Origin of the sequence: Nocardioides baekrokdamisoli (genome assembly GCF_003945325.1) — a bacterium.
Taxonomy (GTDB): domain Bacteria; phylum Actinomycetota; class Actinomycetes; order Propionibacteriales; family Nocardioidaceae; genus Nocardioides; species Nocardioides baekrokdamisoli.
Map to the genome: position 1 here is coordinate 1,862,946 of NZ_AP019307.1, position 13,647 is coordinate 1,876,592.

General features: G+C 68.5%; 15 protein-coding genes. 13 read left to right on the forward strand and 2 right to left on the reverse strand.

The annotated features are described in order from the left end of the window. The gene (locus KCTC_RS09105) at window positions 1-708 is read right to left on the reverse strand and encodes a GntR family transcriptional regulator (RefSeq protein ID WP_125568794.1); all 708 of its coding nucleotides are present in this window, start codon (window positions 706-708) and stop codon (window positions 1-3) included. Window positions 709-1,052: 344 nt separating this feature from the next. On the opposite strand from KCTC_RS09105, the gene KCTC_RS09110 reads away from it, so the two are divergent. From KCTC_RS09110 to KCTC_RS09155, 10 genes are read left to right on the forward strand one after another with little or no spacing between them, the layout of a single operon-like run. After that, entirely contained in the window at window positions 1,053-1,817 is a 765-nt protein-coding gene (locus KCTC_RS09110) for an SDR family NAD(P)-dependent oxidoreductase (RefSeq protein ID WP_125568796.1), read from the forward strand. 16 nt (window positions 1,818-1,833) lie between these two features. Continuing rightward, window positions 1,834-2,712: a fumarylacetoacetate hydrolase family protein gene (locus tag KCTC_RS09115; protein WP_125568798.1), complete on the forward strand. Its 879-nt coding sequence runs from the start codon at window positions 1,834-1,836 to the stop codon at window positions 2,710-2,712. Then, a complete protein-coding gene (locus KCTC_RS09120) occupies window positions 2,690-3,715 on the forward strand; it encodes a phosphotransferase family protein (RefSeq protein ID WP_125568800.1) in 1,026 nt (341 codons plus the stop codon). The genes KCTC_RS09115 and KCTC_RS09120 overlap by 23 nt, the downstream gene beginning before the upstream one ends. After that, complete coding sequence (eno, locus tag KCTC_RS09125; protein WP_125568802.1) at window positions 3,712-4,992, forward strand: phosphopyruvate hydratase; 1,281 nt, start codon at window positions 3,712-3,714, stop codon at window positions 4,990-4,992. Before KCTC_RS09120 ends, eno begins: the two co-directional genes overlap by 4 nt. Window positions 4,993-5,012: 20 nt before the next feature. Beyond that, window positions 5,013-5,972 carry a DUF4432 family protein gene (locus KCTC_RS09130; RefSeq protein ID WP_125568805.1) on the forward strand — a complete coding sequence of 320 codons (960 nt, stop codon included), beginning with the start codon at window positions 5,013-5,015 and terminating at the stop codon, window positions 5,970-5,972. Beyond that, window positions 5,969-6,784 carry an SDR family NAD(P)-dependent oxidoreductase gene (locus tag KCTC_RS09135; protein ID WP_125568807.1) on the forward strand — a complete coding sequence of 272 codons (816 nt, stop codon included), beginning with the start codon at window positions 5,969-5,971 and terminating at the stop codon, window positions 6,782-6,784. The genes KCTC_RS09130 and KCTC_RS09135 overlap by 4 nt, the downstream gene beginning before the upstream one ends. A 5-nt stretch (window positions 6,785-6,789) precedes the next feature. Then, window positions 6,790-7,632, forward strand: coding sequence for an SMP-30/gluconolactonase/LRE family protein (locus KCTC_RS09140; protein ID WP_231998901.1), 843 nt, complete (start codon window positions 6,790-6,792; stop codon window positions 7,630-7,632). Continuing rightward, window positions 7,629-8,258: a bifunctional 4-hydroxy-2-oxoglutarate aldolase/2-dehydro-3-deoxy-phosphogluconate aldolase gene (gene eda, locus KCTC_RS09145; protein WP_125568811.1), complete on the forward strand. Its 630-nt coding sequence runs from the start codon at window positions 7,629-7,631 to the stop codon at window positions 8,256-8,258. The genes KCTC_RS09140 and eda overlap by 4 nt, the downstream gene beginning before the upstream one ends. Continuing rightward, the gene (locus KCTC_RS09150; protein WP_125568812.1) at window positions 8,255-9,169 is read left to right on the forward strand and encodes a sugar kinase; all 915 of its coding nucleotides are present in this window, start codon (window positions 8,255-8,257) and stop codon (window positions 9,167-9,169) included. The genes eda and KCTC_RS09150 overlap by 4 nt, the downstream gene beginning before the upstream one ends. A 26-nt stretch (window positions 9,170-9,195) precedes the next feature. Then, complete coding sequence (locus KCTC_RS09155; RefSeq protein WP_125570093.1) at window positions 9,196-9,432, forward strand: WhiB family transcriptional regulator; 237 nt, start codon at window positions 9,196-9,198, stop codon at window positions 9,430-9,432. Here KCTC_RS09155 and KCTC_RS09160 read toward each other — a convergent pair. Then, window positions 9,429-10,169: a PaaX family transcriptional regulator C-terminal domain-containing protein gene (locus KCTC_RS09160; protein WP_231998656.1), complete on the reverse strand. Its 741-nt coding sequence runs from the start codon at window positions 10,167-10,169 to the stop codon at window positions 9,429-9,431. The genes KCTC_RS09155 and KCTC_RS09160 overlap by 4 nt on opposite strands. A gap of 53 nt (window positions 10,170-10,222) precedes the next feature. Here KCTC_RS09160 and KCTC_RS09165 point away from each other — a divergent pair, with 53 nt between their 5' ends. Genes KCTC_RS09165 through KCTC_RS09175 form a run of 3 tightly spaced genes read left to right on the forward strand, consistent with a single transcriptional unit; the run spans window position 10,223 to window position 13,643 of the window. Continuing rightward, window positions 10,223-11,881, forward strand: a complete 1,659-nt coding sequence (locus tag KCTC_RS09165) for an acyl-CoA dehydrogenase family protein (protein ID WP_125568814.1) — start codon at window positions 10,223-10,225, stop codon at window positions 11,879-11,881. Beyond that, window positions 11,878-12,666, forward strand: coding sequence for a crotonase/enoyl-CoA hydratase family protein (locus KCTC_RS09170; RefSeq protein ID WP_125568816.1), 789 nt, complete (start codon window positions 11,878-11,880; stop codon window positions 12,664-12,666). The genes KCTC_RS09165 and KCTC_RS09170 overlap by 4 nt, the downstream gene beginning before the upstream one ends. Further along, complete coding sequence (locus KCTC_RS09175) at window positions 12,663-13,643, forward strand: crotonase/enoyl-CoA hydratase family protein (protein ID WP_125568818.1); 981 nt, start codon at window positions 12,663-12,665, stop codon at window positions 13,641-13,643. The genes KCTC_RS09170 and KCTC_RS09175 overlap by 4 nt, the downstream gene beginning before the upstream one ends. The last annotated feature ends 4 nt before the right edge of the window (window positions 13,644-13,647 follow it).

The window sequence follows — 13,647 nt, forward strand, 5'->3', positions numbered from 1 at the left end:
TCAGGCGAACAGGTCGGGGTGCTCGCGGCGCAGCTCCGGGCCGTAGCGCAGGACGCGGCGGGCGTGCTTGCTGACCGCCGCCTTGCCGCGGCGAATGTCTGCAGTCTCGAGCGCCGCCAGGATCGCGCGGTGCTCGTCGATCAGTTCGGCGACCGTGCTCGGCTCCGGCAGGCTGAGTCGGCGCAGCCGGTCGAGCTGCAGCTTCACCGGCTGGAGTGCGCGCCAGGCTCCCGGATAGCCGCTCAGTTCGAAGATCGCGGCGTGGAAGGCCTCGTCCGCTGCGAAGAACGCGGCGTAGTCGAGGTGCTTGCGGGCACGCTCCTGGCGATCGAGGGTTGCGTAGATCTCGCTGAAGTCGCGGTCCTCCTTGCGGCAGGCCGCGTCGAAGGCCGCCACCTCGAGGTGCTCGCGTACGAACTGCGCCTGCTCGACATCGGAGAGCTTGATCAGCGCCACGTGGGTGCCGACCTGCGGCACCACCGTGACCAGACCGACCTCGACCAGGCGCGCGATCGCTTCGCGCAGGGGCGTACGCGAGACCTGGAGGTGCTCGGACAGTTCGGTCTCCGACAGGGAGGCACCCGGGCGCAGGCGAAGATCGCGGATCCCGGTCAAAAGTTCGTCGTAGACGCGATCAGACGTCCGGACCCGAACTGCGGGCCGGGCGACAGGAGTCAGGCTCGAAATCGCCGATGCGCGGCTGGTCATCGTTCCACCTCCACAGTCGGATCTTGTCATGGTTGCACCTTTCAATACTTGTATGCAAGTACGGAGGCTTCGCCTCATCCCGGCATGGCGGGACCGAGCCGACATGACGCTTGAACAGTGGTGCTGGCTCGAGTATGTTGGAATCTATTCGTAGGACAAATAGGACTAGAAGTGGACATGCAGAACTCGTTCGTGTCGACCGGCACCCAGAGAAGTTCCAAAACCGCGATGCCTCTAGCCGTCCGTATACTTGTATGCAAGTATGATTTCGAACACATGATCTCTCGCCTCGCCACGCACTTACGGCGTACGCACATGAAGGCCTCAAGAAGAAGGGTTACCGCATGACCACGGCAGAGGGCGCTCGATCGAGTGGCGCCGACAACTTCGAGGGCCGACGCGCACTTGTCACCGGGGCCGGCTCCGGCATCGGGCTGTCGATCGTGACGAAGCTGCTCGAGCGCGGCGCCGACGTGGTCGCGTTCGACCTGGACCCCAGTGCCGTGCCGGCCGAGGTCACGAAGGTTGCCGTGGACCTCAGCGACGTGACCGCGGTCCGGGAAGCGGTGGCATCGCTCAACCCCGACGAGCCGATCGACACCTTGTTCAACAACGCCGGCATCGGCTCCACCAAGAATCTGGTCGACTGCAGCGTCGAGGAGTGGGACCGGGTCTTCGACGTCAACGTCCGCGCGACGTTCCTGATGTGCCAGCTCCTGCTGCCGTCCATGCTCGAGCGGCAGCACGGCGTGATCGTCAACACGGCCTCGGTCGCAGGAATGATCGGACTCACCGATCGCGCCGCGTACTGCGCCAGCAAGGGCGCCGTCATCGCCCTCACCAAGCAGATCGCCGTCCAATGGGCCGGCCACGGGATCCGCTGCAATTCGGTCTGTCCGGGGACGGTCGACTCCCCGTGGGTCGGACGCCTGATGGCCGAGGCCGAGGACCCCGAGGCGCGTCGCGCCCAGTTGGTCGGCCGACAGCCGCTGGGCCGACTCGGCAAGCCCGAGGAGATCGCCTCAGCGGCGATCTATCTCGCCAGCGATGCAGCGGCCTTCATCACTGGCACCGATCTCGTCATCGACGGCGGCATCACCGCCGCCTGAAAGGAACACAACAGACATGAAGTTGGTCAACCACCGAGGCTCCGCAGCCCTTCTCGTCAACAGCGGCGTCGTCGACATCGCGCGAGCCAGCGCCGGACAGTTCGGTCCGGGCATCCACGACGTCCTCGAGGACTGGCCGGCGTTCGTCGCCTGGGCCTCGGAGCCGCGTCCGTACGACGCCGTCAGTGCGCTGGAGGGGGACGCACTGGACGCCGTCGTGCCCAACCCGAGCCAGATCCTGGCCGTCGGGCTCAACTACCGCCTGCACGCTCTGGAATCCGGTCTGCCGCTCCCCGAGGTCCCGCTGGTCTTCACCAAGTTTCCGAGCTCGGTTGCGGCTCCGGTCGGGATCGTCGAGCTCCCCACCGATGCAGTCGACTGGGAGGTCGAGGTCGCCGTCGTGATCGGTGTCGAGGCTCGCCGCGTGTCCAAGGCCGATGCGTGGAGCCACGTCGCCGGCATCACCGCGGCGCAGGACTACTCCGCGCGCGACGTCCAGCTGGCCGGCGGCGCCAAGCCGCAGTTCAGCCTCGGCAAGTCGTTCGAGGGCTTCACCCCGCTCGGCCCGGTTCTGGTGACGCCGGATGAGTACGAGGACCGTGACGCGATCGCGCTGTCGTGCAGTATCAACGGTGAGGTGCTGCAGAACAGCTCGACCTCTGACCTCGTCTTCGACGTCGCGACCCTGGTCTCGTACCTGTCGCACATCGTCACCCTGCGTCCGGGCGACGTGATCCTCACGGGTACGCCCTCGGGAGTCGGTCTCGGGTTCAACCCGCCGCGCTACCTCTCCGACGGCGACGTCGTCGTCACCACCGTCGAACTCGCAGGCGAGTTGCGGCAGGTCGCGCGTACGCCCGCCGAGGCCTTCGATGCCGTCGCCCTCCTCGCCTGAGGCCGCGGTCGCCGCGTCGCAGCAGGCCCGGGTGGAGGCGTTCCTGGTCGATGCCGGGATCGTCTCCGACGTGAGCGACCTGACGATCGAGCCGCTCAGTGGCGGGGTCTCCTCCGACATCTGGCTCGTCTCCGACGGGGCCACTGACGTGGTCGTCAAGACGCCGCTCCAGCAGCTGCGGGTCGCGGCTGACTGGCAGGCGCCGCTGACGAGGTCCGACGCCGAGGCGCGGTGGCTGGCAACGTCATCGCGCCTCGTCCCCGGCATCTGCCCGGACGTCCTGGCTTACGACGCTGACCAGCATCTGCTGGCTCTCAGCTATCTGGAGCCGTCCGACCATGAGGTCTGGAAGACGGCGATGCTCCACGGTGACGTCGTTCCGGACGTGGCTGCCCAGGTCGGGACCCGCCTGGGACTCCTGCACCGACTGGCAGCAGCCGAGCCGGCCCTTGCTGAGGAGTTCGCGAACGAGGACCTCTTCCGGGCTCTGCGGATCGCGCCGTACTTCGAGAGTCTCTTCGACAAGCACCCCGATCTGGTCGCGCAGATCAGCGCCGTGATCGAGACGACCCTGGCGACGCGTACGACCCTGGTCCACGGCGATGTGAGCCCGAAGAACATCCTCGTCGGACCGAACGGCCCGGTGCTGCTCGACGCCGAGACCGCGCACTGGGGCGACCCGGCGTTCGACGTCGCGTTCTGCGTCAACCACCTGCTGCTCAAGTGTCTGCTCCCCGAGGCGCCCGTCGGCGACCTGATGGAGGCGGCCGAGCAGCTCCTCCAGGGCTACCGCAGCGCCTCCGACGCCGACGTCGCGCTCGAGACCCGGGTCGCACACCTGCTGCCGCTGCTCATGCTCGCCAGGGTCGACGGCCGCTCGCCGTTGGAGTACCTCGCCGAGGCCCAGCGTGGCCTGGTCAGAGAGTTCGCGGCCGCGTTGATCCTTCAGCCGCACAGTCAGATCGCCGCGGTTTTCGCGGCATGGAAAGAGGTAGTTCGATGACCGAGAAGATCACCCGCGTCCAGGGACGTCGGGTCTGGGACTCCCGGGGCCGCCCGACGGTCGAGGCCGAGATCACCACGACGTCCGGCCGCCGCGGTCGAGCGATCGCACCTGCCGGCGCTTCGCGCGGGTCCGGCGAGGCCACCGATCTTCGTGACGGTGGCGTACGCCTGGGCGGTCTGGACGTGCGCGGTGCCGTGCACAACGTCGAGACGCGTATCGCCGACGCACTGATCGGACACCCCGTGGCCGATCAGGAGGGGATCGACGGGATCCTCGATGCCCTCGACCCCACACCGACCCGCAGCGACCTCGGCGGGAACGCCACGGTGTCGGTCTCCCTGGCTGCCCTGCACGCGGCGGCCGCTGTCGCAGACCTCCCGGTGTGGCGACACCTCAACCCCAGCCCGACCCGGATCCCGCGTCCGCAGATCCAGATCATTGGCGGCGGGGCGCACGCCGCCCGTCGAGTCGACCTGCAGGACTTCATGGTCGTCCCGTTGTCCGCGACCCGGATCGACGATGCGCTGGAGCAGGTGGCCGAGGTCTACCTGAGCGTCGGCCGAATCTTCGCCGAGCGCGGTCCGTCGCTCGGCGTGGCCGACGAGGGCGGCTTCTGGCCGGCAGTCGCCGCCAATGAGGAGGCCCTCTCGATCCTGACCCGCGGGATCGAGCAGACTGGTCTGGTGCCAGGCGTGGACGTCGCGATCTCCCTCGACATCGCTGCCAGCGAGTTCGAGACGCACGGCCGTTACACGCTGGCGTCGGAAGACCGTGTCCTCGACGGTGACGCCTGGCGCTCGGTCGTCGAGGGATGGCTCGCCGTGTATCCGATCGTCGCCGTGGAGGACCCGGCCGGCGAGCACGACGCCCCGGGCATGCGTGCGTTCACCCGTTCGCTCGGCGACCGTTCCCTCGTGGTCGGTGACGACTACCTGGTGACCGATCCGCAGCGCATCGAGCGGGCCGCAGCCGAAGGCGCCTGCAACACGGCGCTGATCAAGGTCAACCAGGCCGGCACGGTGACGCGTACGTCCCAGGCCCACGCCGCGGCACGTCGCGCCGGATGGTCCACCATCGTGTCGGCCCGGTCCGGTGAGACCGAGGACATCTCGGTGGCGCATCTGGCGGTCGGCTGGGACGCCGACATCCTCAAGGTCGGGTCGATCACTCGCGGGGAGCGTACGGCGAAGTGGAACGAGCTGATCCGGATCGACTCCGAGATGGGCGGTCTGCCGCTGGCACCGTTCCCGACGACCGCGGCGCGCGTGGGCTGACGCAGCGAGAGGACGAGACCATGCGTACGACGACGAACTCCCGATTGATCACGCTCACCGACGAGCTCATCGAGGTCGTCGTCGACCCTGCGAACGGTGCCGATGTGCTGTCGGTGCGGCACCGTCCGTCAGGTCTCGACGTCCTCTTCACCACCCCGTGGCGGTCGCACGCCGATGACGTCGTCTCGGGCACGCGTACGCCGACGACCACTGATCCCGTCGCGGGCTACCTCGAGCGCTACCGGGGCGGGTGGAACACCTTGTGCCCCAACGCCGGCGCTCCGCGTACGGTGCACGGCGCGCCGCTGGGCTTCCACGGTGAGGTCGTCACCGCGCAATGGGACGTCATCGACCGGTCGACGACCTCGCTCCGTCTGCGACTGAAGCTGTTCTCGGTGCCGGTGCTCCTCGAGCGGGAGTTGCAGGTCGAGGATGGCGGGCTCGTGATCATCGACCGGCTCCGCAACCTCAGCGATGTCCCACTCGACATCGACTACGTCTCGCACCCGGTCTTCGGTGGCGCGTTCCTCGACGGTCACGTGACGCTGGACTCGAACGCAGGGACGTTCACCGCCGACCCGGGGACGCCGAATGGACCGGTGCCGGCAGGAACGTCCGTGGCCTGGCCCGGCTCCGACGCTGAGGTGGACCTGCGGGTGTTGCCCGCGTCTCCGCACGTGGCCTTCGGCTGGCTCTCCGGCTTCGACGGCCGCCCGTGGGCGATGGTGACCAACCACGATCTCGGCCTCGCCGTCCGGGTCACGTGGGACGGGACGAACCTCCCACATGCCTGGTTCTGGCAGGAGTTGGGCTGGACCGAAGGGTTCCCCTGGCATCGCCGCGCCCGAGCGGTGGCCATCGAACCGGCCAGCACGGTCACGAGCGGCCCCGGCCGTGGTCACACGCTTCACTTGGACCCGCGGCAGGTGGTCACGCTCCCGGTCGCGCTCTGCCTCATCGAAACGGAGGATCGCTCATGACGGACGAACTCGAGGGCACGGTCGCCCTGATCACCGGTGCTTCCCGCGGGATCGGAGAGGGCGCCGCCTTCGCCCTGGCCCGCCGCGGTGCGGCAGTCGTCGTCCACGGGCTCGACCTCGCTGAGGCGGAGGGGATCGCGGCGCGTATCCGGGATGAGGGCGGGCGTGCGATCGCCGTCGCCGGCCCGATTGATGCGGCAGCGACGTCGACAGAGGCCGTGGCGGCCGCGATCGAGCACTTCGGTCGACTGGACGTACTCGTGACCAGTGCCGGGATCCAGCGGTACGGCGATGCCGTCGAGACCACTGAGCAAGTGTGGAACGAGGTCCTCGACGTCAACCTGAAGGGTGTCTTCCTGGCGGCGAAGGCGGCGCTTCCCGAGATCCGGAAGAGCCCGGTCGGCAGCGTTGTCATCGTGGCCTCGGTCCAGGGCTTCGCCTCGCAGGCCAACGTGGTGGCGTACACCGCGAGCAAGGGCGCGCTGCACGCGATGGGGCGCGCGATGGCGGTCGACGAGGCCGCGTACGGCGTGCGCGTCAACACCGTCAGTCCCGGGTCAGTCGACACCCCGATGCTTCGCCATGCCGCCGCTGAATGGAGCGACGGGACCCCGGAAGGGGTCGAGAGCACCATCGCCGACTGGGGCCTGGCGCACGCACTGGGTCGGGTGGCGACGATCAACGAGGTGGGTGAGGTGATCGCGTTCCTCGCCGGGTCGCGGTCCAGCTTCGTCACCGGCACGGACGTACGCGTGGACGGCGGCATGCTGGCCCGGATCGCGGCCGCGCTCCCGGAGAAGAATCGCTCGTGACGTCCATGAGCGTGGCGGTGAAGGTACGCAGTCGGGTCGGGGAAGGTCCGACCTGGTCCGGCGACGCCCTGCACTGGGTGGACATCCTCGCCGGCCGGATCCACCGCAGCGACCTGGCCTCCGGCACGACCTCGACGATCGAGGTGCCGACGTGGGTCGGTGCCGCGGTCCCCATGGCCGGCGGCGGATATGTCGCCGCGACCAGGGAGGGGTTTGCGACCGTCGTCGACGGGCACCTCGACACGTTCGGTGCCCACCTGCCCGACGGCATTCGGATGAACGACGCGAAATGCGATCCCGCCGGCCGTCTCTGGGCTGGAAGTTGCGCCGAGGACTTCGCCCGGGGAGCCGGTGCGCTCGAATGCCTCGACGTCAACTGGACCCATCGCACGGTGCTCACCGGCCTCACCCAGCCGAACGGCATCGGGTGGAGCCCGGACGCGACCACCATGTATCTCATCGACACCCAGGACGGAGCGCTGTACGCGTACGAGTTCGATCTCGAACGCGGATCGGTCGGAGAGCGCCGGACCGTGGTCACGTTCGACGTCGAGACCGACGGCTACCCCGACGGACTGGCGGTCGACGCCGAGGGCTTCGTCTGGATCGCGATGTGGAGCGGGTCTGCCGTCGTACGCGTGAGTCCTGACGGAGTGATTGTTCGGCGGATCGCCCTCCCGGTGTCACAACCGACCTCGTGCGCGTTCATCGGTCCCCGGTTGGATGCGCTGTGTGTCACCAGCGCTGCCGAAGGACTGGCACCTGATGATGCGTCGGACGACGGATCCGTGTTCGTGCTGCGCGACCTCGATGTCGTCGGCCTTCCTGTCGCGACGTTTGGGGGATGACGATGATCACCATGCTTGAGGGCTTCCGCACGATCCCCGTCTGCACTCTTCGCTCGCCTGCAGAGGCGCGACCGCTCGGAGAGGCCCTGGTCGCGGGCGGTCTTCCGGTGGTCGAGGTCACCCTGCGTACGCCGGACGCCCTCGCCGGGCTTGCGGAGATGTGCAAGGTCCCGGGACTGACCGTCGGGGCCGGCACCGTACGCACGGCACAGCAGATGCATGAGGTCCTCGAGGCGGGGGCTGCATTTGCCGTGAGTCCTGCGCTGACCGCTTCGCTGGCGGACGCAGCGCACGCGCTCGGGTTGCCGTTCATCCCGGGCGTCGCGACGCCGACCGAGATCCAGACAGCGGTGGACGCGGGCTTCGACACGGTCAAATTCTTCCCGGCGGAGGCGTCCGGGGGCGTACGCGCTTTGAAGGCGCTGACCGACGTCTTCGTCGATGTGCGGTTCATGCCGACCGGGGGGATCACCCAGGACAGCGCGCGCGATTACCGCGCACTGGACCAGGTGTTCGCCGTCGGCGGGAGCTGGATGCTGCCTCTCGCCGCCCGCGAGGCCGAGGACTGGGAGGCCGTACGCCTCGCCGTTGCCGCCTGCGTGGCCTCCGCGGAGGCGGAGCGATGACGGTCGTCCAGTCAATCGGTGAGTGCATGGTCGAGGTGGCGCGAGGAACGGGCCAGGCGCGCATCGACTACTCGGGCGATACGTTCAACACCGCCGTCTATCTCGCACGGGCCGCGCGCAGTCGGCAGACCCCCGTCGACGTCCGCTACCTCACTGGCGTCGGCGACGATGCCGAGTCAGCCCGGATGCGCGCGCGTTGGCGTGAGGAGGGCATCTCGGACGACGCGCTCGTGGTGCCCGGCCGTACGCCTGGCCTCTACATGATCACCACCGACGGCGGCGGCGAGCGGTCGTTCTCGTACTGGCGCAGTGAGTCGGCTGCCGCGGCGATGTTCGCCGGCTCCGAGTGGGTCGATCTGGTCTGCGGCGACTATGTCTATCTCTCCGGCATCACACTCCAACTGACCTCGGCCATCAGTCGGCACCGGCTGGTGTCCCGACTGTCCGCGCTGCGCGAGAGCGGCACGAAGGTCGTGTTCGACAGCAACTTCCGCCCCCAGGGGTGGGCTTCGGTCGAGCACGCGCGAACTGCCATGGATGAGGTGCTCCACGTCACCGACATTGCGCTGGTCACGTGGGAGGACGAACACATGCTCACCGGGTGCGAGGACATCGTCGGCTGCGTGGAGCGACTGGTCGAGCTCGGCATCCACGAGATCGTCGTCAAGGACGGCGAGCAGGGGTCCTGGGTGGCCGGGGACGGACATCTGACGCACGTCGCGACTCAGGCGGTCGTACCGGTGGACACCACCGCGGCCGGTGACAGTTTCAACGGCGCTTACCTGGCGGCGCGCATCGCCGGTGAACCACCACTGGTTGCCGCTGCCGCCGGCAGCGTGCTCGCCTCCGAGGTGGTCCGCCATCGCGGCGCGATCATCGATCTCTCCCACGCTGTCAGCGGGCTGGCGTGAAGGGCGACCTCAGCCCGCTCCCGTGGATGCGCGAGGCTGCCTGTCGGAACGAGGACCCCGACCTGTTCTTTCCTCCGGGAGAGTCGAAGAGGGGAGCCGCGCAGTCGGACGAGGCCCGCGGAGTGTGCGGAGTCTGCGGTGTCCGTCAGCCGTGCCTCGAGCTCGCGCTGCGGACGAACGCGGAATACGGCATCTGGGGCGGTTTCAGCCCCAAGGAGGTCGGTCGCATCCGTGGCCCGCGATCGAGAACCGTCCGCTTCTAGGCCCCGCGGAATGAATCGGCGAGCGCGATGACCTCGGTCTGATAGGCCGCGTACGTCTCGCGCAGCTCCCCACCCGGCCACTCGGCCGGGAGCAACTCCGCCGGCAGGACCGGGTCGCTCGTGAGGTGGTGCACCATCGCGGCAGCGGCGGTGAGGCGTACGAGCGGGTCTGCCGCGTCGACGAAATGGGTGAGCAGGGCGCGTCCGGTGGCCGCCCAGGACGGCAGATCCCACAGCGTGGCGGCCAGATCTGACGCGCCGCCGGCGGGGCGGACCGTGAAGCGAGCCAACTGGGCAAGATCATCAGGCCAGGGGCGGTCCAGGTTGGCAGGACGCATCCAGACGCCTTCCCGCAGTTCTGCCAGCCGAAGTCGCGTGAGGTCCGTACGCAGCTGAGCACGATCGGCCGCCGTGCGACCACTCGCCATCACGACGACCTGCTCCCAGTCGCCGTTCCAAGGCACCGTTCGGGAGCTGATCGCCTCGTCCTGTCGACGCTGGCGCTCGAGCAGTCGTGCGTTCAATCGGTAGACGCCGTCGTTGCGTTCCAGCTCGCCGGCCGAAGCCATCCGGGTGAGTGCGACCCGTAGCGCGGACTCGGACACCCCGAACTGCTCGGACGCCAGCAGCAGGTGGCGTACGTGCATCTGCGGCGGGTGCGCGCCGAGCAGCAGGCTGAGCACGATCGACCGGGCGGAGAGCGGCTGAAGGAGCGACGGGTCGACAGCGGCGGGCACGACCGAAGATTACACTATCGACACGATCGTTGCAGATATGTAATGATCGAATCATGACTGAGCTCTCTGCTCCCCGCACGGCCACCCACGACGTCACGAACCAGGCGCCGCCGCTGGCACCGTACGACTCCTCGCAGGACGCAGCCCTGATCGAGGCCCTCCGCCGCGAGGGTGGCGGCTGGGCCGAGGACGACGTACGCCGAGTCGGCCGTCTCGCCGGCGGTGAAGAGGCGCAGCGCTGGGCCCAGGACGCGAACACCTTCACGCCCGTGCTCAAGACCGTCGACCGGTACGGCAACCGGATCGACGAGGTCGAGTTCCATCCGGCCTGGCACAACCTGATGCGCGTCTCGGTTGCCGAGGGCGGAGCGGGTGCGACGTGGGCTGAGAACAAGCCGGGAGGCCACGTCGCGCGGGCCGCGACCGGTCTCGTCTGGCAGCACACCGAGGCTGGACACGGCTGCCCGATCACGATGACGTACGCCGTCATCCCGGCCCTTCGGCATGAGCCGGCTCTGGCTGCGGTGTATGAGCCGCTGCTCACGTCACGCGTGTACGACCCGGGTCTGCGGATCCCCACGGAGAAGCGCGGTCTGCTCGCCGGCATGGGCATGACCGAGAAGCAGGGCGGTTCGGACGTACGCACGAACACGACCGTCGCGGTGCCGCACGGCGACCACTACCTGCTCACCGGTCACAAATGGTTCACCTCTGCCCCGATGTGCGACCTCTTCCTCGTCCTGGCCCAGGCTCCGGGTGGGCTCTCCTGCTTCCTGGTCCCGCGGATCCTGCCCGATGGCACCCGCAACACGTTCCGGATCGTGCGGCTCAAGGACAAGCTCGGCGACCGGTCGAATGCCTCGAGCGAGCCGGAGTTCGACAACACCGTCGCCTGGCTCGTCGGCGGTGAGGGCAACGGCGTCAAGACGATCATCGACATGGTCAACTTCACCCGCCTTGACTGTGTCATCGGTTCAGCTGGACTGATGCGCAAGACGTTGGTCGAGGCCGGACACCACGCCCGTCACCGCGCCGCCTTCGGTGCGAACCTGATCGACCAGCCGCTGATGCGCAACGTCCTGGCCGACCTGGCCCTGGAGTCCGAGGCCGCCACCACGCTCGGGATGCGCCTGGCAGGTGCTGCAGACCGGTCGATGCACGGCGACGAGGCCGAGACGTCCTTCCGTCGGATCGCCAACGCGGTCGGCAAGTACTGGGTCACGAAGCGGACCCCGGCCTTCACTGCGGAGGCCCTCGAGTGCCTCGGCGGCAACGGCTACGTGGAGGAGTCGGGCATGCCGCGGCACTACCGCCAGGCGCCGCTCAACTCGGTGTGGGAGGGCTCGGGCAACGTCAATGCGCTCGATGTCCTGCGCGCGCTGGGCCGCGAGCCCGACACCGCGGAGGCCTTCCTCGGCGAGCTCACGCTGGCCGCCGGTGCCAACCAGCACCTCGATGCCGCCGTCGGCAGGATCCAGCGCGACCTGATGGCGTCGGCCGCCGACCCGACAGGCGCGCAATTGCTCGCCCGTCGCCTGGTCGAGTCGATGGCGCTGGCGCTGCAGGGCTCCCTGCTCGTACGCCACGCTCCGGAGGCCGTCGCCGACGCGTTCTGTGCCAGCCGTCTAGGCGGCGACTGGGGCCACGCTTTCGGCACCCTGCCGGCCTCGGCCGACGTCGCTGCGATCCTCGACCGCGCGCTGCCGGCATGACGATCGTCGTTGAGAAGCGCGGGCCGATCACCGTTGTCGCGATGGACCGCCCCGAGGCTCGAAACGCTGTCGATGACGAGCACAGTGCGGCCCTTGCAGAGGCGTTCGCCGAGTTCGATGCCGACCCCGATCAATCGGTGGCGATTCTGCACGGGCGCGGCGGCCACTTCTGTGCGGGCGCTGACCTCAAGGCTGTCGCAGCGGGGGAGCGTACGGTCACTGAACCGGGCTCTGGTCATGGCCCGATGGGGCCCACACGGATGGCGTTGTCCAAGCCGGTCATCGCTGCCGTCGATGGATACGCGGTGGCCGGTGGGCTCGAGCTTGCGATCTGGGCCGATCTCAGAATCGTCGATCCGGAGGTCACGTTCGGTGTCTTCTGCAGACGGTGGGGAGTTCCGCTGATTGATGGCGGCACGGTTCGGCTGCCGCGGCTGATCGGCCACTCGCATGCGCTGGACATGATCTTGACGGGCCGGCCCGTGGGGGCCGAAGAGGCGCATCGGATGGGTCTGGCGAACCGGATCAGTCAGCCGGGTAGGGCGTTGGAGGAGGCCATCGAACTGGCCGAGCAACTCGCCGCGTTCCCGCAGACGTGTCTGCGTCAGGACCGCCTGTCGATGTTCGAGCAGGAGGGGCTGACGTTGGAGGCGGCGATCGCGAACGAGTGGGGTCATGGTGCGTTGTCCCTCGTCGATGCCTTCGCTGGAGCTGCACGTTTTGCCGAGGGCGCAGGGCGACACGGCAGTTTCGGGCAGACGGCCGTCTCAGGCATTCAGGCATGACCGACGTCGGAGCCGCGGTGTGGCGCGGCGGATCTGGCGACGACAGCACTGACGCGCCGATCGACTACGCGACCCTCACCTACCAGCGCACCGGACGGGTCGCGCGGCTCACCTTCAATCGTCCCGAGCAGGGCAACTCGATCACGCCTGACACTCCGCTGGACCTGACGGCCGCAGTCGAGCGCGCTGACCTCGACCCACGGGTCCGGGTGATCCTGGTGAGCGGCCGCGGGAAGGGATTCTGCGGCGGTTACGACCTGGCTGCCAGCGCCGAGGGTCTGATGGACGGGGACATGGTCGGCAGTCGTGATGCCACCGGCACCGTCCTGGATCCGCTCGTGCAGATGGCCAACCACGACCCGTCCGGGACCTGGGACCCGATGGTCGACTACGCGATGATGAGTCGCTTCACCCGCGGCTTCGCGAGCCTGCTCCACGCCAACAAGCCGACGGTCGCGAAGATTCACGGCTTCTGCGTGGCGGGTGGCACCGACATTGCGCTGCACTGCGACCAGATCCTGATCGCGAGCGACGCGAAGATCGGCTACCCGCCGACGCGGGTGTGGGGCGTACCCAGCGCCGGCATGTGGGCACACCGACTCGGCGATCAGCGCGCGAAGCGGCTCCTGCTGACCGGCGACTGCCTCAGCGGCAAGGAGGCGTACGAATGGGGTCTTGCGATCGAGGCGCCAGAGCCCGATGACCTCGACGTACGTACGGAGAATCTCGTCGAACGCATCGCCGCGATGCCGCTGAATCAGTTGATGATGGTCAAGCTGGCGCTGAACTCGGCACTGCTGAGTCAGGGCGTCGAGAACAGCCGGATGATCAGCACCGTCTTCGACGGCATCTCCCGCCACACCCGCGAGGGGTACGCGTTCCAGCAACGGGCTGCCGAGGTCGGTTTCCGTCAGGCCGTACGCGAGCGCGACGGAGCGCCGTACGACGACGCCGGTCCATCAACCAATAAGGGATGAGCCA